The 20,804-nt window shown below is 61.0% G+C and carries 16 protein-coding genes and 1 pseudogene; 10 read left to right on the forward strand and 7 right to left on the reverse strand.

Annotated features, from left to right (window positions below; translation table 11 throughout):
• Nucleotides 1–69: 69 nt before the first annotated feature.
• From NKJ23_RS08815 to NKJ23_RS08845, 6 genes and pseudogenes are all read left to right on the forward strand, one after another.
• Nucleotides 70–1,020 carry an AEC family transporter gene (locus NKJ23_RS08815; protein ID WP_352451970.1) on the forward strand — a complete coding sequence of 317 codons (951 nt, stop codon included), beginning with the start codon at nucleotides 70–72 and terminating at the stop codon, nucleotides 1,018–1,020.
• Nucleotides 1,021–1,210: 190 nt separating this feature from the next.
• A complete protein-coding gene (locus NKJ23_RS08820; RefSeq protein ID WP_352680014.1) occupies nucleotides 1,211–2,668 on the forward strand; it encodes an NAD-dependent succinate-semialdehyde dehydrogenase in 1,458 nt (485 codons plus the stop codon).
• 80 nt (nucleotides 2,669–2,748) lie between these two features.
• A complete protein-coding gene (locus NKJ23_RS08825; RefSeq protein WP_352680016.1) occupies nucleotides 2,749–3,774 on the forward strand; it encodes an aldose epimerase family protein in 1,026 nt (341 codons plus the stop codon).
• A 336-nt stretch (nucleotides 3,775–4,110) separates the two neighbouring features.
• A pseudogene (locus NKJ23_RS08830) lies at nucleotides 4,111–6,040 on the forward strand (adenylate/guanylate cyclase domain-containing protein).
• A gap of 1,316 nt (nucleotides 6,041–7,356) precedes the next feature.
• On the forward strand, nucleotides 7,357–9,093 hold the full coding sequence (locus NKJ23_RS08840; protein ID WP_352680018.1) for an adenylate/guanylate cyclase domain-containing protein: 1,737 nt from the start codon (nucleotides 7,357–7,359) through the stop codon (nucleotides 9,091–9,093).
• Between the two features lie 199 nt (nucleotides 9,094–9,292).
• Nucleotides 9,293–9,763 carry a GNAT family N-acetyltransferase gene (locus NKJ23_RS08845; RefSeq protein ID WP_352680020.1) on the forward strand — a complete coding sequence of 157 codons (471 nt, stop codon included), beginning with the start codon at nucleotides 9,293–9,295 and terminating at the stop codon, nucleotides 9,761–9,763.
• Between the two features lie 499 nt (nucleotides 9,764–10,262).
• On the opposite strand, the gene NKJ23_RS08850 is transcribed toward NKJ23_RS08845, so the two are convergent.
• From NKJ23_RS08850 to NKJ23_RS08870, 5 genes are all read right to left on the reverse strand, one after another.
• Nucleotides 10,263–11,183 (reverse strand): phosphorylase family protein, encoded by a 921-nt coding sequence (locus NKJ23_RS08850; RefSeq protein ID WP_352680022.1) that lies wholly within the window; start codon nucleotides 11,181–11,183, stop codon nucleotides 10,263–10,265.
• A 14-nt stretch (nucleotides 11,184–11,197) separates the two neighbouring features.
• Entirely contained in the window at nucleotides 11,198–11,989 is a 792-nt protein-coding gene (locus NKJ23_RS08855) for an ABC transporter permease (protein ID WP_023676453.1), read from the reverse strand.
• Entirely contained in the window at nucleotides 11,982–12,869 is an 888-nt protein-coding gene (locus NKJ23_RS08860; RefSeq protein WP_352680023.1) for an ABC transporter permease, read from the reverse strand. Before NKJ23_RS08860 ends, NKJ23_RS08855 begins: the two co-directional genes overlap by 8 nt.
• Entirely contained in the window at nucleotides 12,866–13,903 is a 1,038-nt protein-coding gene (locus tag NKJ23_RS08865; protein WP_352680024.1) for an ABC transporter ATP-binding protein, read from the reverse strand. Before NKJ23_RS08865 ends, NKJ23_RS08860 begins: the two co-directional genes overlap by 4 nt.
• Before the next feature lie 125 nt (nucleotides 13,904–14,028).
• The gene (locus NKJ23_RS08870) at nucleotides 14,029–15,069 is read right to left on the reverse strand and encodes an ABC transporter substrate-binding protein (protein ID WP_352680026.1); all 1,041 of its coding nucleotides are present in this window, start codon (nucleotides 15,067–15,069) and stop codon (nucleotides 14,029–14,031) included.
• A 146-nt stretch (nucleotides 15,070–15,215) separates the two neighbouring features.
• Between NKJ23_RS08870 and NKJ23_RS08875 the strand changes: the two genes are divergently transcribed.
• Nucleotides 15,216–16,265: a LacI family DNA-binding transcriptional regulator gene (locus NKJ23_RS08875; protein WP_352680028.1), complete on the forward strand. Its 1,050-nt coding sequence runs from the start codon at nucleotides 15,216–15,218 to the stop codon at nucleotides 16,263–16,265.
• Nucleotides 16,266–16,277: 12 nt separating this feature from the next.
• On the opposite strand, the gene NKJ23_RS08880 is transcribed toward NKJ23_RS08875, so the two are convergent.
• Complete coding sequence (locus tag NKJ23_RS08880; RefSeq protein WP_352680030.1) at nucleotides 16,278–16,862, reverse strand: TetR/AcrR family transcriptional regulator; 585 nt, start codon at nucleotides 16,860–16,862, stop codon at nucleotides 16,278–16,280.
• A 105-nt stretch (nucleotides 16,863–16,967) separates the two neighbouring features.
• On the opposite strand from NKJ23_RS08880, the gene NKJ23_RS08885 reads away from it, so the two are divergent.
• From NKJ23_RS08885 to NKJ23_RS08895, 3 genes are all read left to right on the forward strand, one after another.
• Complete coding sequence (locus NKJ23_RS08885) at nucleotides 16,968–17,783, forward strand: oxidoreductase (protein ID WP_352680032.1); 816 nt, start codon at nucleotides 16,968–16,970, stop codon at nucleotides 17,781–17,783.
• A gap of 86 nt (nucleotides 17,784–17,869) precedes the next feature.
• On the forward strand, nucleotides 17,870–18,817 hold the full coding sequence (locus NKJ23_RS08890) for an alpha/beta fold hydrolase (RefSeq protein WP_352680150.1): 948 nt from the start codon (nucleotides 17,870–17,872) through the stop codon (nucleotides 18,815–18,817).
• A 5-nt stretch (nucleotides 18,818–18,822) separates the two neighbouring features.
• Nucleotides 18,823–19,824: an NADP-dependent oxidoreductase gene (locus NKJ23_RS08895; RefSeq protein ID WP_352680034.1), complete on the forward strand. Its 1,002-nt coding sequence runs from the start codon at nucleotides 18,823–18,825 to the stop codon at nucleotides 19,822–19,824.
• On the opposite strand, the gene NKJ23_RS08900 is transcribed toward NKJ23_RS08895, so the two are convergent.
• Nucleotides 19,817–20,746 (reverse strand): sugar kinase, encoded by a 930-nt coding sequence (locus NKJ23_RS08900; protein ID WP_352680036.1) that lies wholly within the window; start codon nucleotides 20,744–20,746, stop codon nucleotides 19,817–19,819. The genes NKJ23_RS08895 and NKJ23_RS08900 overlap by 8 nt on opposite strands.
• Nucleotides 20,747–20,804 lie beyond the last annotated feature (58 nt).

Here is a 20,804-nt window from a genome sequence, read left to right on the forward strand (position 1 = left end):
TTGTTGGCCGGTACATTCGCGAGGGAAGGGCGATTGCGCCGCCGCCGAGCCTCGCCTATCACGGGAAAAATGTCTCCGCTTACCGAAACCGTCCTCTTCGTCTTCAGTCTCGTCGGGCTCGGCTATCTTGCCGGGTTGACCGGCTATTTGAAGCCGGCGAGCGGCGAGGGCGTATCCGAATTCGCCATCAACGTGGCAATGCCGCTTTTGCTGTTCCAGACCATGGTAAAGGCTGATTTCCACGGCGTGGCGCCGTGGTCGCTATGGGGCGCTTATTTCGCGGCGGTCGCGCTCACCTGGGCCACCGGCCATCTGGTTATTACGCGCATCTTCGGGCGGGACGCCCGCGCCGGCGTCGTCGGCGGCGTGTCGTCGTCCTACTCCAACGTCGTCCTGCTCGGCGCGCCCTTCATCATCGGCGTGTTCGGGCCGGCGGGGTTCGAAGTGCTGTCACTGCTCGTCTCCATTCACCTGCCGGTGATGATGATGGCCTCGATCATCCTGTTCGAGATGTTCGGCCGCGGCGGCAGCGAGCCTGTACATCCGCTCCGCGTCGTCAGGAGCTTTCTCAGGCGGGTATTCATCAATCCGCTGATCATCGGCATACTGGCCGGGCTGGCGTGGCGCTTCACCGGTGCGCCGCTGCCGGTGCTTGCGACACGGCTGAGCGACGCGCTGGCCGGCACGGCCGCCCCGGTGGCGCTGTTTGCCATGGGGCTCAGCCTGCGCCGCTTCGGCATTTCCGGCAATGTAAGGCCGGCGCTGGCGCTGTCGGCGCTGAAACTGTTCCTGATGCCGGCGCTGGTTCTCGGCCTGGTCTGGCTGATCGGCCTGCCGCCATTGACGGCCAAGGTGGCGGTCATGGTTGCGGCGTTGCCGTCCGGCATCAACTCCTATCTCATCGCCGTGCAGTTCAACACCGGCCAGGCGCTGGCATCGAACCAGATGACCATCGCCACCGCCTGTGCGGTCGTCACCACTGCGTTTTGGCTGACCGTGGTCGTCCATGTTTTTGGATAAGAACCCGGGTTTTTGGATAAGAACCCGGCTGCATCGCTCTCGCTTTGGCTGGCCCAAACCCTATATGCCATCTTGTGATTGCTTGCGGGGCTTGCCCTGGGCTAAGAGCAGTGGCTCTAGCGATGCTATCGCGCACGTCCATTCACGAAATCAGCGACCGGCCCGCCAGGTGCCGAACGGAGGCGAGATCATGCTTCAGAAAACCAGCCATTTCATGCGGCAGGCCAATCTCATCAATGGCGAATGGGTGCAGGCCGATTCAGGCCAGACGGTCGACGTCAACAATCCTGCCACCGGCCTCAAGATCGGCACTGTGCCGAAGTCGGGCAGGGCCGAGACCCGCCGCGCCATCGAGGCCGCCGACGCTGCCTTCAAGACATGGCGCAAGACCACCGCGCTCGAACGCTCGAAGCTGTTGCGCAAGCTGCACGACGCGATGATGGACAATCAGGACGTATTAGCCGAATTGCTGACCATCGAGCAGGGCAAGTCGCTGTTCGAATCGAAGGGCGAGATCGGCTCGGCCGCGTCCTACATTCTGTGGTTCGCCGAAGAGGGCCGCCGCACCTATGGCGATGTCGTTCCGTCACCCTGGGCCGACCGCCGCATCCTGGTGACCAAGGAGCCGGTCGGCGTCATTGCCGCCATCACGCCATGGAATTTCCCATCCTCGATGCTGGCCCGCAAACTCGGCCCAGCACTTGCCGCCGGCTGTACCGCCGTGGTCAAGCCGGCGTCGCAGACGCCTTATTCCGGCCTTGCCTGGGGCGCGCTTGCCGAGGAAGTCGGCTTCCCCAAAGGCGTGATCAATATCCTGACCGGTGCCGCTGGCGAGATCGGCGACGAGATCTGTGCCAACCCGCTGGTCAAGAAGATCACCTTCACCGGCTCGACCGAGGTCGGCAAGATCCTGATCCAGAAGTCGTCGGTGACCGTCAAGAAAGTGTCGATGGAGCTCGGTGGCAATGCGCCGTTCATCGTCTTCGACGACGCCGACGTCGAGCGGGCCGTCGCCGGCGCCATCACCGCCAAGTACCGCAATTCCGGCCAGACCTGCGTCTGCACCAACCGCTTCCTGGTGCAGGCCGGCATCTATGATCAGTTCGTCGAAAAGTTGGCTGCTGCGAGCAACGGGCTGAAGGTCGGTTCCGGCCTCGAGGAAGGCGTCCAGCAGGGGCCGCTGATCGACGAAAAGGCGGTGGAGAAAGTCGAGGAGCTGATTGCCGACGCTACTGCCAAAGGCGGCAAGGTCGTCGCCGGCGGCAAGCGCCACGCGCTCGGCGGCTCGTTCTTCCAGCCGACGGTGATCGCCAATGCGACGCCGAAGATGCGCTTCATGAAGGAAGAAATCTTCGGCCCGGTGGCGCCGGTATTCAAGTTCGAGACCGAGGAAGAGGCCGTAGCACTCGCCAACGACACCGAGTTCGGCCTGGCCTGCTACTTCTACACCGGCGATCTCGGCCGCGCCTTCCGGGTCATGGAAGGGCTGAAATACGGCATGGTCGGCGTCAATGAAGGGCTCATCACCACCCCTGAAGCGCCGTTCGGCGGCGTCAAGGAATCGGGCCTCGGCAAGGAAGGCGGCCATCAGGGCATCGAGGATTATCTCGACACCAAATATGTCTGCATCGGCGGACTTGGTCTCTAGAAGCCTGATGCGGTAATACCGAAAAAGACCCTGAGCCGCTTCGAAAGGCCAGGCTGGCATCGATCAATGAACTTGCGAGCATGGCAATGAAGGACGGCGAGGTTTTCGGCACGACGCAGGCGGGCGAGGCCGTCCGCCACTTCACCATCCGTGGCGGCGGCCTCACCGCCAACATCATCGGCCTGGGTGCGATCATCCAGGATCTGCACCTGGCCGGGCACGAGGCGCCATTGGTGCTCGGCTATGATCGTTTCGAGCACTATGAGACGGATACCGCCTTCTTCGGCACTGTCGTCGGGCGCTATGCCAACCGTATCCGCGACGGCCGCTTCACGCTTGCCGGCAAACGCTACCAGACCGAGCGCAATTTCCTCGAAAAGCACACGCTGCATGGCGGTTCGCAAGGTTTTTCGCGCCGTGCCTGGGCGGTTTCGCTGCATGGCAGGGATTTTGTCACGCTGACATTGCACGACCCCGACGGCACGATGGGCTTTCCCGGGGCGCTCGACGTGACCTGCACCTACCGGCTCAAGATCCCCGGCACGCTCAGCGTCGAACTGACCGCCACCTGCGAGGAGCCGACGCTCTGCAACCTCACCCAGCATTCCTATTTCAACCTGGACGACGGCGGCGCCGGCGACATTCTCGATCACCGGCTGATGCTGAATGCCGGCGCCTATCTGCCGGTCGACGCGGATCTCATTCCGACAGGCACGGTAAAGCCGGTCGACGGCACGCCCTTCGATTTTCGCCATGCGCGGCCGCTGCGCATGGAGACCGAGGGCGAGCAGCTCCCTTACGACCAGAATTTCTGCCTCGCCTCAACGCGCGGGCCGCTGAAGCAGGCGTCGTGGGCGCAAGGCGCGAATTCCGGCGTCGAGATGGAACTCTGGACGACCGAGCCGGGTGTCCAGCTCTATACCGGCCAGTATCTGGCACCGTCCTCGCCTGGACTGGGCGGACGCCAGTACAAGGCGTTTTCAGGCTTCTGCCTGGAGCCGCAAATCTGGCCGGATGCGCCCAACCGGCCCTATTTCCCGCAAGCCACGCTGTGGCCCGGGCAGATCTACCATCACGTGACGGAATACCGGTTCCGGCTGCCTTAGGGCGGGACCCCCCGGAAACCGGCATGGTTTTGCTGCGCTGACCTCCGGTTCGGAAAGGATCATGCAAAATTCAAAGTGTTATAGCGTCCTTTGCGCGTCCAATGACGCGCGGCGCTCTGGAGTCAAAACGCAATCACTCTGAACGACCGACTTCGAACCCTCTCGGACCTTTGACGCCGAGAGCCCTGACGACGCAAGTTGACCCGTTGAAGACGTTCATCCGCACCCGGTCGAAAGTCAGGAACGGCTGACGAGCGGTCATTCACCGCGCGGCCAACGGCGCGTTCTGGCTCCGATGCTTCCATGGGTGTAGGGTTGTGCCATAAAGAGGCGCATATGGCGGTTCCCCCTCTCAATCGGAAGCTGCTGGCGATCCTGGCGGCCGATATGGTTGGCTACTCGAAGGCGATGGAGGCCGATGAGGCCGGAACCATTGAGCGATTGAAAACCGTTCGTTCCGAGGTGTTCGACCCCGCCATCTCCCAGCACCATGGCCGCGTCGTCAAGTTGATGGGCGATGGCGCGCTTGTCGCCTTCGAAAGCGTGGTCGACGCAGTCGCCTGCGCAGCGGAAATCCAAAGCGCGGCGGCCGCGCGCAATGAAGGTCTGCCAGAGCCTGAGCGCATCGTGTTCCGCATCGGGGTCAATCTGGGCGACGTTGCGCTGGTTGACGGCGATGTCTATGGCGACGGCGTCAATGTCGCCGCGCGGTTGCAGCAACTCGCTGAGCCGGGCGGCGTGATCGTATCGGGCACGGCCCTTTGACCATCTGCAGGGCAAGCTTGATTTGCCCCTCGATTTCGCCGGCGAGCAGCAGGTCAAGAACATCAGCCGCCCCGTGCGGATGTACCGACTGAGGCTCGATGGCAAGCGGGTGCGTTGGACCTTACGCAAGGCGATGCCGCGCTGGACCAGGACGACTGCAGCGGCCATCGTCGTGCTGGCTCTGGCGGGTGGAGGGACCTGGTGGTTCTTTCAGCCCGCGCCGCTGGGGGCCAAGCCATCGGTCGCGGTGCTGCCCTTCAATAACTATGGCGGCGACGAGGCCACCGGGCGTTTGGCCGATGGCTTGACTGAGGATATCATAACCGACCTCGCGCGGTTTCCCGAACTTGAGGTCGTGGCCCGGAATTCGACGGAAGTTTACAAAGGCAAGCCGGTGGATGCCCGCCAGGTAGCAAGTGCGCTCCATGTCGGCTTCGTACTAGAAGGCTCTATCCAGCGGCAAAATGGGCGGGTGCGGGTCACCGCGCAGTTGATCGATGCACAAACCGGCAACCATCTTTGGTCGGATCGTTGGGACCGGCCTGCTGAGGACGTTTTCGCCGTCCAGACCGAGATCGCAGAGCAAGTCACCAACCGTCTGGGCGGCGGCGTAGGGTTGATTCAGGCGGCCGGGCGGGCCGCGGCCAAACGTAAACGACCTGAAAACCTGAATGCTTATGATTATTATCTGCTCGGGACCGAGAAGATTGAAAAGATCACCATAGCGGATGAGGAGGAGGCCATCGCGCTTCTCAACCGCGCCGTTGAGCTGGACCCCGGGCTGGCCCGGGCCTGGGTAGAACTTTATCATGCTCATGGTATATTGGCTGGCTTCGGTATCAATCCCGAGAGCGAGATCAAGGCGGCTGCCGATGTGGCCGAACGCGCGGTGCGGCTCGATCCAAGTGACGCTGAGGCACACGCCGTGTTTGGTATGAGCCTCAGCCAGAAGGGCGACAACGCCCGCGCCAAGGCTGAGCTGGACACGGCCCTTCGTCTAGCTCCCGGTTCGTCCGAAATCCTGACATTCTATACCGGCTTTGCGGCACGCTTCAATGAACCCGAACGCGGCGCTCAGATGGTCGACCAAGTAATGCGGCTCGACCCGAACTACCCGATGTGGACGTCCAACTTCTTCGCCCCTGCCTATTTTATGGCCGGCCGATATGAGGACGCGTTGAAGATGCTGGAGCGCATGACGCCTAACAACTACGACAAGTGGAAGTGGGTGGTGCTTAGCAGCTCCCTTGCGGCTCTGGGTCGAATGGATGAGGCGAATGCTTCGGTTAGGGAAACTCTCAAGCAGTACCCGGACCTGACCGTCGAGAGCATGATTAATGAAGTGGGCTTGAGCACTAAAGAGCGCAGCCGGTTTATTGAAACAATGCCGCTCGCCGGCTTTCCGGCTTGCGCCAAGCCCGAGGCGCTGGCGAAACTCGCCAAACCTGTGCGATTGTCGGAATGCGAGGCGGGGGAGGCGAAGCCTCTCGGGCAGCCATAGAACACCCCTGTGCAAAGAAAGGCGAGGGCCGCTGCTCGCCAGCGCGCGAACGGCGCGCGTTGCCAGGAACGACCGCTGTGCATCGAAAGCGACAGTTCACTGGCCAAACGATGAATGGCGGCAAGTGGCGCTTAAATTTGGATCCCGATCGGCTGCCGGAGAGCCAATCGCTCTCGAGTGCAGGCACTCCAGTGGAGTCCAGACGTTGGATTGGACCCTCGACCTCTACAAAAGCTCACTGAGCTTCGGGTCGGGCTACGACGGCATTCCGAAGCGATCGCTTCGGCGAGAAGTCGTCGTTCTCAATCGGGCGAAGGGGGAGACATCGGCGAAGACGGCATAAGGGAGGATGGGCCAGACCGAGCCGACGGAAAGGTCGTAGCCATTGGAGCGCATAGCGCCTGGCCGGGAGGCCGCCGCCAGCCAGACTTACGCGGCGCGTCGTTGAGCGAGGTGGAGACCCGAACGGGCTCGACGAGGGTCCACGGCGGTCACAATGTGGTGGTGGTGATCGCAGTAGACGCGATCCGGCGAAGTTGGCCCAGCACAAAAACGATAGCCGCCGGGTACTGACGGGTCTTCGCTCACCGGGAAGCGGCACTGATAGAGGCCTAGCTGAATGAGAGGGACGTCTCTCGAAGTTAGTCTGATATTTTCAGGCATGATGGTTTCCTAGTTCACAGCAATTGCCGGCTGACGGCCGCAGTGCGACCCGTCGGGGCGAGCTTCTCTCGTTTGGGAGGGCTACGGACCATATGGTGTTGGTAGCACCGTTAATGAAGGCCGACGCCCTGCTTCTGAAGCCAATAGTTTGCGACTTAAGGCCACACCCGCGAACGCATTGGCAATCTACCATCGTGTCCCCGAGGCACCCGCCCGCCGGTGTTTGTCGGCGGTGGGGCACTGGCTTGTGGCCCCCTATGAGACGCGCTCTGCCGACACCCTCGTTCACAGTCCGGACCACCTCATGCCGGGTCGCTCTAGCCGCCAAAACCCAAATCACTCTAAGACGACCGAGTTCCGACCCTTGCAGTCGATCAGTTGCGAGCGTCGCATGACGCGATCTGACCCTGAGCTGCCCTTCGTCAGCCCATTTCACTGCCCGATAGCCGACATTCGCGGCACTCGGCACTGACCCCTTGCTGACCTTCTCCAAGACGAGCCCCAAGCGCAAGTCGTGGCCCCAGTGGGGACAATCGACAGGCGCGATCACCCTATGTAGCTGCTTGGCGATCGAGCCTCGAAGTCAACCTGATAGACTTTTGAAATGGGCGGCATAAAATTCGCTCTTCTGCTTTCAATGAAAGCAACGCGAAATGGCCGAAGAACGCGCCCAACGCCGCCTTGCCGCCATATTGGCTGCCGACGTGGTGGGCTACAGTCGACTTCTGGACCTGGACGAGCAAGGAACGTTGGCCGCTTTAAGGAGGAGGAGGAAGGAAATCCTCGAACCACTCGTCCGCGACCGTCATGGCCGTATTGTGAAAGTGATGGGTGATGGCGTTCTGGTCGAGTTCGGAGGCGCGGTGAACGCCGTGTCATGCGCCGTGGACCTTCAGAAGCGGATGGCGGCCGCAAACGAGGGTGTGACCGCCGACCGGAGAATCTACCTGCATATCGGCATCAATCTGGGCGATGTCGTTGTCGAGGACGGCGATCTGTTCGGCGACGGCGTCATTGTCGCAGTGCGGCTCCAGGCAATGGCCGGGGCAGGAGATGTCTGTGTGTCCGGCAGCGTCTACGACCAAGTCAAGCGGAAGCTCGATTGCGGCTTCGACGAACTTGGTCCGCAAGCGATCAAGAACGTCACCGAACCAGTGTCTGTCTACCGGATCCGGCTGTCGACCGCATCGGACGATGGCGGGTTCGCGGAGAAAGCGCCTCTGCAGCTCCCCGCCAAGCCCTCCATTGCCGTCCTCCCCTTTACGAACATGAGCAATGATCCGGAGCAGGAGGCATTTGTCGATGGCCTCACCGAAGACTTGATCACGGATCTGTCGAGGACAAGCGAGTTGTTCGTCATCGCCAGCAACTCGGCATTTGCATACAAAGGCAGGCACGTGGATGTGCGTCGCATCGCGCGAGAACTGGGAGTTCGCCATCTTCTTGAAGGTAGTGCACGGCGGGCCGCTGGACGGGTGCGTATCAACGCCCAACTGATCGACGCGATCGCGGGTGACCATCTTTGGGCCGAAAGATTCGACCGGAGCCTAGAAGATATCTTCGCCGTTCAGGACGAGGTGACCGGCAAGATTGTCGAGGCTCTGGTTGGCCGCCTGACCACCGCGCCGGCGCGCAACAGACCGAGCAACCTGGAGGCCTATGATCTCTGTGTGCGTGCCCGGGTCCTTGGCCTGCAAACGGCGCTCACCGCGAAAGAGGCCATTTTGCTGCTAGACCGGGCAATCGCGCTCGACCCGGAATACGCGGAGGCGCACCGTTGGCTGGCACTCAACCTCTGGCTGGGCTGGGAGTTCTGGGACGAACCGATGGACCCCAACCGCGCAAGAGCGCTCGCCGAAGCACAGCTGGCGGTCGAACTCGACCCGAACGACGCCGGGAACAGATGGGTATTGGGCGTCATACTTGGACATGAGAGTCGCTGGGTGGAATCGGATGCCGAATTCGATGCTGCCCACGAGTTGGACCCCAACCACGCCGACGCTTGGGCAATGCAGGCCGAGTTGACGACGGAAAAGGGCCAACCTGCCGAAGCCATAGAGCAGGTCCGCAGGGCACTGCGACTCAACCCTCACCCGCCCGGTTGGTATTACTGGATGTTGGGCCAGGCCCAATATGCCCTGGGCGACTACGAATCCGCGATCCAAACGCTGCGCAGGCCCGAAACCTATCGCACGACTTCACGACGCCTGCTTGCAGCAAGCCTTGCGCAACTTGGCCGTTTGGAGGAAGCGCGCTGGGAGGCGAAAATGTTCATGATAAGCAATCCGCACTTCACTATCCGGCACTGGTCGGATTCGCAGCCATTCCCAGCCGAAGACGTGCGCCGGCATATCGTGGAAGGTTATCTCATGGCGGGGCTGCCAGAATGACTGTCATTGGTTATACCTTCGGCCTGCTGTCGACAGGCGTCCCAAGGCTGCCGCAGCAACGAATATTTTGGTCTTCTGACGGAACGAAATTCGCCATATCGTGCGTTTGTTTCGCCTCATGGTGTGCTTGAACATGGCCAGTGAAGACTTTCGGCACCGGATAGCGCGACGCGAGGACCTCGCCTCCATGATTGCGCTCATGGATGCAGCGATCTCCGAACTCCAGAAACCGTTTCTCGACGATGACCAGATCCGATCCAGCCGCGCAATCATGGGGCTGGACACGCAGCTTGTCGATGATGGCACCTATTTCGTCGTGGAGCACGACGGCGTCCTGGCAGGCTGCGGTGGCTGGAGCCGGCGCACGACCATGTATGGTGGTGATCAGTCACCGGGACGCAACGCGGCACTGCTTGATCCAGCCACGGACGCGGCGCGTATCAGAGCCATGTATACGCATCCGGACTTTGTCCGGCGAGGCGTCGGCCGCCTTATCCTTTCGCTGTGTGAACGTGCCGCTAAGGCTGAGGGCTTCCGCCGTGCCGATCTGGCAGCCACGATGGCAGGAGAGCCGCTCTATCGAGCCTGCGGCTACCAACCCGCCGAGGAATTCGTCGATGACCGTGGCGGCGCTCCGGTTCCGATCCTGATGATGAGCAAGACGCTCTGAGCTACGCTCAAAGGCCACTCGCTCGCGGCCGGCACTCGCTCCGGCCAGTATGGCAGGAGGAGGATGCTGGAGATTGAACCAGGCCATCTCGAACGAAACAGTACTTCGCCTGTACTTCCGCTCCATGGTCGAGTCGCGACCGACGTGGAGGTTTTCGCGAACGTCTCGAGATGGCGCACGTGGTCGGGTGGCGCGTTGAGTTTAACCGGATCAAACGACCATCCGCTTCGGGTCCGCATCAGGTCGTAGCGAGAACGACCGCAATGGTGAAGCGCCATGATTGTCAGCAAATGGCGCTCTGTGCTCATTCCCGCCGACTAATTCAAACGGCAAGTTCCGCCCATCTGGGCAATTGGCGGCAGCCAGTCTGATTGAGTTTTGACCCTAATCCTCAAACGCCGCCCTCAACGTTTCGAACGTCGCAAACACGCCCAATGCAGCGCCCTCGGGATTCTTGGTCGGTGGCAGAGCTTCAGCTATCCGGCGCACCGAGGTCGTCTCAGAACCGGCTGGAGCGTTCTTTCGGCTGAGGCGACTTCAAGCCGTGACAGGAGCATTCTGGATCAGCGGGAAGTCGCGCGGCGGTCTCCAGCGCGACCCGCGAGGCTGTCATGGAGAGACTGGGCAGCACGTCCTCCTGCAGCAATTTCTGGCGATTGCGATCCATATAGTCGTTGAAGCCCGCCGTCACGAACGCGCAAGGCACGAAACACGCGCCGATCTCGCGCGACAAGGTCGCCTCAGGAGCGATGGAATGGTTGAGTACATCCGCCCCCATGCCCCGATATGCCAAGGCTTCGGCAGGCGTTGTCAGCCGGGGCCCATAACAATGGGCAGCCACCAACTGCTGTTCGATGCCATAAACGCGGCATTCGGCTGGCCAATGACGGCGCGCCGTTTCGACCAGAACCGCCGCACATCTTGGACACACGATTTGCTTGCCCGAACAGTCAAAGCTCTGGCGGTCAGGAAGCAGTGAAAACGGGGTCTGCGTCAGTTCGATGATATCGGCGGTCACCACCATGTCGCCCGGCTGGATCGCCTTGTTGACGGCGCCTACAGTCGAGCAGGCGAGAACTTGCCGTACACCCGCCCGCATCAATACCCAAAACGCGCGGCGATGGCAGGAATGGTCGATACGGTCGCGGGGATTGCCGTGCGAATACATGCACAGAACGCGCTTCGCTCTCCCTTCGGCAGTAATCGACGCGTCGAACTCGAGCAGCTTCCAGTTGTCGGTGCGACCGAAAGGTGTTTCAAAACTCATGTCGCGCCGCAAGGTGCGCACACCATCGAATTCGACATCTTCCGGGAAGGCAAGCCCCCAGTTTGCCGACCCGGTGATGATGGCCAACCCTACCTGGGGGATGTCCGTCGAATGATCCGTCAGATCGTCGGCTGCATGGTAATTGGTGGGCATGTTTCCAGTCTCGGTCAGGATTTTTGGCGAAGGGTCACAATCAGGACCACGGCCACGACGATGACGGTCCACAATGTCGAGATCGCCGCAATGGTCGGATCGATCTGATCGCGCAGCGACAGGAACATAAGCTTCGGCATCGTGCTATTGCGACCACTTGCGATGAAGATCGAAATCACGGACTCGTCGAGCGAAGTCAGGAACGCCATCAATGTCGCTGACAGCAAGCTGATCCGAAGTTGCGGAACGATGATTCCGCCAATGGACCTGGCCCAGTTTGCACCGAGGCTGCGCGCCGCCTGAACCTGGTTCCAGTCAAAGCGGGCGAGAGCGGGTAGCAACACAATGCAGGCGACCGGAACGGCCAGCACCACATGTCCGACCAGCACACCGAATAGCGTTCCGATCAGATGTTGTGCGGCCAACACAAAGAAGAGACCGATTGCAAGCAGGATGCCTGGGGTGATCGAGGGGGTCAGCAGGACGCTCTGGATGGCCGCAGCGGTCTTTCCGCCCAGCCGATTCATTGAAATGCAGGCGAGCAGCGCGAAGGGCACCGCGATCAACGCCGTCAACGTCCCAAGGATCAAACTCGTTCTCAGCGCGGCCATCCACGTTGCCGAGCCGAAGAAGTTCTCGTACCAGCGCAACGAGTAGGCCTGCGGCGGAAACTCGAGGAGATTCGACGCCGAAAAGGAAAGCGGCACCACCACGAGCGTCGGCAGCATCAGAAATGCCATGACAAGAGCGGCAAAGCTCCAGAGCAAAATGCGGGCGAGCCTGTTTTGCGGATAGGCTTCAAGCATGGGAGGCTTCCACGGTGTTCTGGGCCACCAGACGGCGTGCCGCCAGCAACATCACACCGATCAGCGCCATAAGAACGAGGAGCAGAATGCCCAGGACGCTTGCCGACCCCCAGTCCTGAAAGGTCGATAGTGTACGCTCGATCCGGGTAGAGAGCGGATTTACCTTGCCGCCGCCAAGCACCGCCGGCGTGATGAAAAAACCTATGGCGTAGATGAGGACGATGATCGAACCCGAGAAGACGCCGCCCGCCGAAAGCGGCATAATGACTGTGCGGATGACCTGCCTGAGAGTGGCCCCCATGCTCGCAGCCGCGCGAATGAGATTTGGGTCGATATCGCGCATCGCAGCATAAACAGGCAGCAGAAAAAGTGGCAGCATGTAGTGCACCATGCCGATGAGCGTTCCCGTGAAGTTGTAGACCAGCGGCAATGGCTCCGCCGTCAGGCCTGAACCGGTCAAAGCCGCGTTGATCAGGCCGTCGCGCCGCAAGAGCACGAGCCAACCATAGGTACGCACCAGAATAGAGGTCCACAGCGGCAGCATGACGAACGCCATGAGCACGTTGGCCAGCCTTGGTCTGACGCTGGCCAGAGCCAGCGCCAGAGGGGTACCGAGAACAATGCAGGCCGCCAGCGTACCCAAGGACAGTTCGAGGGTCGTGACGAGCGCCGACCACGTCAGTCCGCTCGAAAGGGCCTTCTGGTAGTTGCCGACGGTGTACTCACCCCCGGTGGTCAGGAAGGATTGCCGGATGATCCAAAGGATTGGCAGTATCGCCGCCAGTCCAACGATGAACAGCGCCGGGAGCGAAAGTGAAAGAAAAAACCGCCGCTCGCGCCGCGCATCCGCCGCGAGCGCCGGGTCCCGGACGACGATCACGCCATCGCTCCCGGTATCGCGTGAACCTTCGCTGCCGGTGCATATGCGGTCATCCGCTGACCGGCGGCAAGCTCGGCGCAGCCGCCGGCCAGCGCTGCCGGAATGCAGACAAGAACCTCTTGCCCGCCGTCAAGCGCCAGCGTCAAAAGCCAGTTCTCGCCGCGGAACGCTTTGGCGCGCAGTATTCCTTCGAGAGCCACTCCGTCTCCCCCGACGAGCTTCGCATCAAGATGGAAGCTTTCGGCGCGGATCATCAGAGTTTCGCGTGATGGTTCGGCGCCGTCGATTCTGCGTGCTGAGCCCGGGGCCACAATGTTGGCCTCGCCCATGAACTCCGCGACGAAGCGGGTCGATGGACGATCATAAATCCGCTGCGGCGTATCTATCTGCTGGATGCGGCCAGAATTCATCACCGCAATCCGGTCAGACATAATCAGCGCTTCGCGCTGGTCGTGGGTTACATAGATCGTGGTGATCCGTAGATGATCATGCAGACGCCGGATCTCATACTGCATGGTCTCGCGCAGGTTCTTGTCGAGCGCCGACAGCGGCTCGTCCATCAACATCACGCGCGGTTCGAAGACGATAGCCCGCGCCAATGCCACCCGTTGACGTTGGCCGCCGGATAGTGCGGCAATATTGCGCTCCGCCAGACCATCCAGCTTCACGCGGGCCAAGGTATCAAGCGCCCGCTGACGCGCCTCCGCTCTCGGTACCTTGCGCAGCACCAGCGGATACGCGACGTTCGCCAGGACATTCATGTGGGGAAACAAGGCGTAATTCTGGAATACTATGCCGATGTCTCGTTTGTTGGGCGGCAGGCGGGTGATGTCTCGATCGCCCAAGAAAAGTTTACCGGAATCCGGCCGGACAAAACCGGCCAGAGCCATGAGTAACGTGGTCTTGCCCGATCCCGATGGTCCTAGCAGCGTGAGGAATTCGCCAGCCTGAATGTCGAGCGAAACATCATCCAGTGCGACGTAGGACCCATAAGCCTTGTGCACGCTTTCGATGGTGATCGCGAGCGACTTCATCATGTGCTCCAGCCTTGAAGCGCGTCGCGTTCGACCGGCTTCACGCGACGCGCTTTAGGTTCTTGTTTTCATGCATGTCGTTGTCGCGCTGCACATTTTTGCGCGACATGCGTCAGAGCTGAGAGTCAGCGAGCCATCATTTCATCGAAGGCTCTTTGGGCAGCCTCGCCATTCTTGACCCACCATTCTGAATTGGAAAACACCGAAGTGCCAGCATTTTCAGGCGCGGTCGCAAGGGTCTTCAGACGGTCCTCGGGAATAAGGCCACCCTCATATGCCGCAGGATTGACTGGGCCGTAGGCAATGAAATCGGTCAGCTTGGCAACCCGCGCGGGCTGCGTCATCGCTGCGATGAGCTTCATCGCGGCTTCCTTGTTCGGCGCTCCCTTCGGCACCCCAAGACAGTCCGTGCCGATGACCGAACCCTTGAACGTGTAGTCAGCCGCGCCGCCATCTGCTTTCACGGTTTGGGCGCGTCCGTTCCAGGTAATGACCAAATCCGCCTCACCGTCTTTCAGCAACTGCGCGGACTGGGCGCCCGAGGTCCACCACACGGCGACATCTGGTTTGATCGCTTCAAGCCGCTTGATGGCGCGCTCTAGCCCTTCCGGCGTGCTGAGCACGGAATAGACGTCCGCCGGTGCCACGCCATCAGAGAGGAGCGCGATCTCGATCGAGTCTTGCGCATTGGCGCGCAACGCGCGACGACCAGAAAATTTGGCAACATCCCAGAATCCCGCCCACGTCTTCGGCGGGTTCTCGCCATAGGTCTTGGTGTTCCACGACATGACGGTGCCATAGGAGTCAAACGGATAGCAGTAGTCGGACTTCGCACCCTCCGGCACGGATTTCGGATCGATGATCTTGTAGTCGAGTGGCTCCAGCAGCGATTGTGCGGCCGCCTGGGCACCTTCCGGTGAGCCCAGGTGAATGACGTCGGTCGTGACCGCACCCGAGGTGACCTGCATCTTCAAGGCGGCCAGGCCGTCGCTTAGGGTCTCCTCGCGGACATCATAGCCAAGCTCTTTTGCAGCAGGCCCCCACATGGCTTCCTTCATGGCATTACCATAATCCCCACCTGCGGTCGTGATGGTGACTGTTTGCGCATGAACGGGCAGGGCAGCCGAGATTGCGAATGCTGTTAAGGAAATGCGTAGCCAGGACATAGGTTCTCCTCCCCAACTTTATCAAACATCGCTCAAAAGAGCCATTATTTTGTAATCGTAACGTTACGATTGCATCCCAATGCGCTGGAGTCAAGCTGCTTCCTACGGGAGTTTCGATTGACCGGGATGTCGAATTCGGTAACGTTATGGCGGTCAGCAAATCAGCCGGCGCTTTCGCAAATGAAGTCGGGCGAACAATGGCCAATCTAAAGCAGATCGCCGCGGAACTTTCCCTCTCGGTGACCACGGTTTCCCGCGCTCTGAAAGATGGGCCGGAGGTGCAGCCCTCGACCATAGCCCGCGTCAAGGAGGCGGCTAAGCGGGTCGGCTATTTACCAAATCATCATGGTCGCGCGCTCAAAACCGGTCGAACGCAGACGCTGACGGCCGTACTCCCGATGGAAACACGAGACCATCTGTCCGATCTGTTGAAGCTTCCTTTAATCGAAGGCATGACGCTGGCGGCGCGGCAAGCCGGTTATAGTCTGTCCATCTATTCCACCACTCCCGACGACGATCCCGTTGAGAGTGTGCAGCGGCAGCTTCAGGCGCGCAGCGCAGACGGCCTGATCATCACGCGCCTGGTGTCGGCTGATCCGCGCGTCAAGCTGCTGCTGGATAAACGCATGCCGTTCGTTGCGTTTGGAAGAACGGACCTGGATATCGCGTATCCTTATGTCGATGTCGACAATGAACAGATTGCCTACGAGGCGACCCGGCGGCTCATGGATAAGGGCTGTCGACGCATTGCGCTGCAACTTCTCGTTCCGGAGGACCAGGGGAGTGCCATGCGTCTTTCCGGGTATGGAAGGGCAATGGCCGAGGCTGGTATTCCGATCGACCAATCGTTGATCGGTCATGGCATGTTCACCATGGAATCGAGCGCAGGCTGGTTCGATCGCTTGCTGGCGTCATCAGATCCGCCAACGGGCTTGGCGTGCGCCAACGAACTGGGCCTTCTGGGAGCGTTGCACGCTCTCGGCAAGCGGGGTCTTACACCAGGCCGCGACGTCCACATCGTCACCCGTGACAGCACGCGGCTGGCACGCTTCCTGCCGGCAAAGATCGGAGTTCATTCCGTGGATATGGCAGGTGTTGGACGCAAACTTATCGAAGTCCTGGAGAGCCGGATCATCAATCCGCTTGGGCCGGTGGAGACAGTCTTGGTGCAAGGCAGATTCGAGCCGGCCGAATAGTCCGGGCTGCCCTCAGGAGGCCACCTCGTCTTGAACCGGCCGGATCAGCGCCTTTGCGGCAGCTGCTCCCGCCGCTAGGATACGATCCGATAATTCCGTTCCTTCCACGGCGCGCGCGAGTTGAAGCGCGCCGATGAGCGTTGCAAACATGCCCAACGCAGCGCCCTCGGGATCGTTCGTCTGCGGCAGAGCTTCAGCTATCTGGCGCACCAGGGATTGAGCGCGCTCGGCATAGAGGGCTCGCGTTTCAGGCGGCTGCCGCGCGATTTCCGGCAACAACGCGGCCGAAGCGCAACCCTTTCCAGGATTGTCCCGGTGCTCGGCCGATAGATACGTCTCTATGGCCATTTCCGGACCGCCGGCAGCCAATGCTTCCTGCAATTGATGCGACTGCGCGTCCAAGGCCGCCGCCACGCTTTCACGGACGAGCTCCGCCTTCGACTGGAAGTGCGGATAGAAGGCGCCGTTCGTCAGCCCGGCGTCGCTCATGATGGTTGCCAGCCCGGACGCCGCGATGCCGTCAGATCGAAAACGTTCGGCGGCGACCTCCATGATCCGGCTGCGTGACGCGTCTTTTCGGCCCTTTTCGTAGCGCATGGCTGCTATTCCTCTTTGCTATTGCATTATTAGCGTAATGTGATATTATGATCATAATTCAATTTGTGGAAATAAGCTAGACCTCTCGAACCTGGAACATCAAAAATGAATGGGAATTCTGAAAAGACCGCGCTCGTGACTGGAGCCTCCTCGGGCATTGGCCGAGCCAGCGCCGAGGCACTGGCGCGGGCAGGGTTTACGGTCTTCGGGACAAGTCGCCGCAAGACCAGTAATGGTCCGGGCGGAGTGACCATGCTGGCATGCGACGTGACCGATGATGCGGCCGTCAATGCGCTCGTTGCCACCGTGCTCGCGCAGACCGGCCGGATCGACCTCCTGGTCAACAATGCCGGTGTCGGCCTGCTAGGCGGCGCCGAGGAATCCTCGGTCGCACAGGTACAAGCCCTGTTCGACGTCAATCTGTTCGGCGTCATGCGGATGATCAATGCGGTGTTGCCGTCGATGCGGCGGCGCGGCGACGGGCGCATCATCAATATCGGCTCGATTCTGGGACTGGTACCCGCGCCATACTCAGCTCATTACTCGGCGGTCAAGCACGCGCTCGAAGGCTATTCGGAATCGCTCGACCACGAGGTGCGCGCCTTCAACGTCCGCGTTTCCGTCGTCGAGCCGGCATTCGTCCGCACCGTCTTCGACCAGAACGGCATCGAGCCGGATTCGCTGTTGAAGGAATACGATCGGGCTCGAGCCGGGCTCAAGGCGCTGCTGGGCGATGTGATGCCCAAGGCCGATCGGCCGGAAGTGGTGGCGGATGTGGTTGTCAAGGCAGCGACCGATGCCCGTCCGCGGCGGCGCTATACCGCTGGCAAGGCAGCGCGCCAGGTCAGCCTGCTGCGCCGCTTTGCCCCCGCAGGGATTTTCGACAAGAGCCTGCGCAAGCAGTTCCGACTGCCGGTCTGAACAACGGCGAGCCAGAGGATTTCACGCACATGCGACTAGCAACCACAACACGTTTGGCCAGGCCCTACGAAACGGAGGCGCCAAGCATGATACATAGATTCAATCATCTACCCGGTTCACCGGCATTGTTCCAAGACGCGCCAACGCTCTCGGTCGATGTCGGCGGCATAGCTTTTGCGTACAGGGAACTCGGGCCCAGGACGGGCGTGCCGGTGATCCTGCTCAATCATCTGGCTGCTCAGCTGGACAATTTTGATCCGCGCATCGTCGATGGCCTCGCTGCGACCCGGCGGGTGATTGCCTTCGACAATCGCGGAATCGGTGCTTCGGGTGGCAAAACTCCGTCGACCATTTCCGGCACGGCGCGGGATGCGGTCGCCTTTGTCCGGGCGCTGGGGTTCGAAGAAGTCGATCTCTTCGGCTTTTCACTCGGCGGCTTCGTGGCGCAAGAGATTGTGCTGACCGAGCCCAAGCTTGTGCGCAAACTCATCCTGGCTGGCACGGGGCCTGCCGGTGGGCAAGGCATCGACAGGGTGACGCCGCTGACGATCGTGGACATGATCAAGGGCGCGCTGACTTTTCGGGATCCGAAGTACTATCTCTTCTTCACAAGAACGCCGAATGGACGCCGCGCCGCAAACGCATTTCTGCAACGGTTGAAAGAGCGCCGGAATAACCGGGACAAAGCGGTATCGCTGAGTGCGTTCGGCGCGCAACTCAAGGCGATCAAGGCCTACGGACTCCAGGCGCCACAAGACCTGAGCACCATCCGCATTCCCACTTTGGTTGCGAATGGCGACCAGGACAGGATGGTGCCGAGCAGCAATACCTACGATCTCGCCGGGCGTATCCCTGGGGCGCATCTGGTCATCTACCCGGATGCCGGGCATGGCGGGATATTTCAGAACTACGCCGATTTTGTCCCGAAGGCGCTGTCCTTCCTCGAGGCTGAGGCCTTGCCGCAGGGCGGCCATGCAGCTGAAAACGTTCGGCTTGTTTCGTCCCGAACAGCAACAGACATTCTTCGAAAGTAACTGCCATGAAGGCATTCGTTGTCGATAAGTATAATAAAAAGGGCACCCTGCGGCTGGCCGAAATGCCGGAGCCGGAGCTCCAGGACAGCGATGTCTTGGTCGAGGTCCATGCCGCAGGGGTGAACCTGCTCGATTCCAAAGTCAAAACCGGAGAATTCAAGCTCATCCTGCCCTACCGCCGGCCCTTCATCCTGGGCCACGACGTGGCTGGGAAGGTTATCCGCGTGGGATCGAAAGTCAGCAAGTTCAAGGCCGGCGACGAGGTCTATGCGCGACCGCGCGACGGCCGGATTGGGACATTCGCCGAATTCATTGCCGTGAATGAGGCCGACGTAGCCTTGAAGCCCGAGAATCTCAGTATGGAAGAGGCGGCGTCGATTCCCCTGGTCGGTCTCACCGCCTGGCAGACGCTCATCGAACGGGCAAACCTGAAGAAGGGACAGAAGGTCTTCATTCAGGCTGGTTCCGGCGGCGTCGGGACATTTGCTATTCAGTTGGCCAAGCACCTCGGCGCGACCGTTGCGACAACCGCGAGCGCGGCGAGTGCCGATCTGGTCAAAAGTCTCGGCGCCGATGTCGTCGTCGACTACAGGAAAGACGACTTCGAGAAAGTTCTGTCGGGCTACGATGTCGTCTTGAACAGCCAGGACGCCAAGACACTGGAAGAATCCCTGAGCGTGCTGAAACCGGGTGGCAAGCTCATCTCCATCTCCGGTCCACCGGATCCCGAATTTGCCAGGGAAAAGGGACTGAACTTGATGCTGAGGCTGGTGCTGCGCTTCCTGAGTCGTGGAATTCGGGCCAAAGCCAAGCGCCGTGGCGTGCAGTTTTCGTTCCTTTTCATGTGGGCGCAGGGCGATCAGCTGAGCAAAATCACCGCTCTCATCGAAGCCGGCGCGATCCGCCCGGTTGTGGATCGGGTCATTCCATTCGAAGCGACCAATGACGCCCTGGCCTATGTCGAAACAGGACGCGCCAAGGGCAAGGTCGTCATCAAGGTCAGATAGCAGGTGCCTCGAACGCAGCCTTGAGCGTCTCGAACGGCGCCAGGGCGCCGCGCACCTGCACGACGGCGGCGGCGACGCGATGAGCGCGCAGCACGGCTTCTGCCGGGGCATGGCCGGCAAGGCGGGCGGCGAGGTAGGCGCCGTTGAAGGAGTCGCCGGCGCCGGTGGTGTCGACCGGGGTGGCGACATGCACCGCCGGGACCGATTGCAAGGTTCCGTTTTGCGCGATCAGCGCCGGTTCCTCACCGTTCTTGACGACGACTTCGCCGGCCAGCTTTCGCAGCCGTTCGGCTGTTTCCTGCGGTGTCGTATCACCAAACAGCATCTGCTCGTCGGGAAAGGTGGGTAGCGCGATGTCGGCGACGGCGAGTGCCTCGAGGATCGCGGCCTGCGCGTCCTCGCTTTGGCGCCATAGCCGCGGCCGGTAATTGGGATCGAAGGCAATCAGCGAGCCGGCCGCGCGCGCCGTGGCCACGGCCGTCAGCAGTACCTTGCGTGCAGCCTCGTCGAGGATTGCCAAAGTGATTCCGGAAAAATAGACAAGCGCCTGGTTTTCAAGGCTTTTCTGCAAGGCGGCTGGGTCCGAAGCCAACTGCCTTGCGGCCGCATCGGCCCGCCAATAGGTGAAAGAACGTTCGGCCTCGGTCAGCGTGATCGCATAGAGGCCGGGGCGGGCGCCCGCTATCACCGGGCTGGCGCCGACGCCGATGCCGTTCTCGGCCAGGAACTTGATCTGGTCGCGTGAGAACGGGTCGTCGCCGAAGGCCGACACATAGGTCGCCGGCCGCTCGCCGCTCAAGGCATGCAGCGCCCATAAAGTGTTGAACGTGTCGCCGGCAAAGCCCATGCGCCAGTTCGGCCCGGCCTGGCCCGAAAGCTCGAGCATGCACTCGCCGATCGAGGCGATGCCGTTTCCTGCCATGAAGTTCTCCTCCATCCCTGCAATTGCGGTGCTGTAGCTTTTTGCTGCCGGCAGCGCC

Source organism: Mesorhizobium sp. M0184, from assembly GCF_040322215.1.
GTDB lineage: Bacteria > Pseudomonadota > Alphaproteobacteria > Rhizobiales > Rhizobiaceae > Mesorhizobium.

Excerpts from the sequence above, each read along its gene's own strand:
- NKJ23_RS08815 (WP_352451970.1), top strand. The coding sequence starts at position 70 with ATGTCTCCGCTTACCGAAACCGTCCTCTTCGTCTTCAGTCTCGTCGGG.
- NKJ23_RS08820 (WP_352680014.1), top strand. The coding sequence starts at position 1,211 with ATGCTTCAGAAAACCAGCCATTTCATGCGGCAGGCCAATCTCATCAAT.
- NKJ23_RS08825 (WP_352680016.1), top strand. The coding sequence starts at position 2,749 with ATGGCAATGAAGGACGGCGAGGTTTTCGGCACGACGCAGGCGGGCGAG.
- NKJ23_RS08840 (WP_352680018.1), top strand. The coding sequence starts at position 7,357 with ATGGCCGAAGAACGCGCCCAACGCCGCCTTGCCGCCATATTGGCTGCC.
- NKJ23_RS08845 (WP_352680020.1), top strand. The coding sequence starts at position 9,293 with ATGGATGCAGCGATCTCCGAACTCCAGAAACCGTTTCTCGACGATGAC.
- NKJ23_RS08850 (WP_352680022.1), bottom strand. The coding sequence starts at position 11,183 with ATGCCCACCAATTACCATGCAGCCGACGATCTGACGGATCATTCGACG.
- NKJ23_RS08855 (WP_023676453.1), bottom strand. The coding sequence starts at position 11,989 with ATGCTTGAAGCCTATCCGCAAAACAGGCTCGCCCGCATTTTGCTCTGG.
- NKJ23_RS08865 (WP_352680024.1), bottom strand. The coding sequence starts at position 13,903 with ATGAAGTCGCTCGCGATCACCATCGAAAGCGTGCACAAGGCTTATGGG.
- NKJ23_RS08870 (WP_352680026.1), bottom strand. The coding sequence starts at position 15,069 with ATGTCCTGGCTACGCATTTCCTTAACAGCATTCGCAATCTCGGCTGCC.
- NKJ23_RS08875 (WP_352680028.1), top strand. The coding sequence starts at position 15,216 with ATGGCGGTCAGCAAATCAGCCGGCGCTTTCGCAAATGAAGTCGGGCGA.
- NKJ23_RS08880 (WP_352680030.1), bottom strand. The coding sequence starts at position 16,862 with ATGCGCTACGAAAAGGGCCGAAAAGACGCGTCACGCAGCCGGATCATG.
- NKJ23_RS08885 (WP_352680032.1), top strand. The coding sequence starts at position 16,968 with ATGAATGGGAATTCTGAAAAGACCGCGCTCGTGACTGGAGCCTCCTCG.
- NKJ23_RS08890 (WP_352680150.1), top strand. The coding sequence starts at position 17,870 with ATGATACATAGATTCAATCATCTACCCGGTTCACCGGCATTGTTCCAA.
- NKJ23_RS08895 (WP_352680034.1), top strand. The coding sequence starts at position 18,823 with ATGAAGGCATTCGTTGTCGATAAGTATAATAAAAAGGGCACCCTGCGG.
- NKJ23_RS08900 (WP_352680036.1), bottom strand. The coding sequence starts at position 20,746 with ATGGCAGGAAACGGCATCGCCTCGATCGGCGAGTGCATGCTCGAGCTT.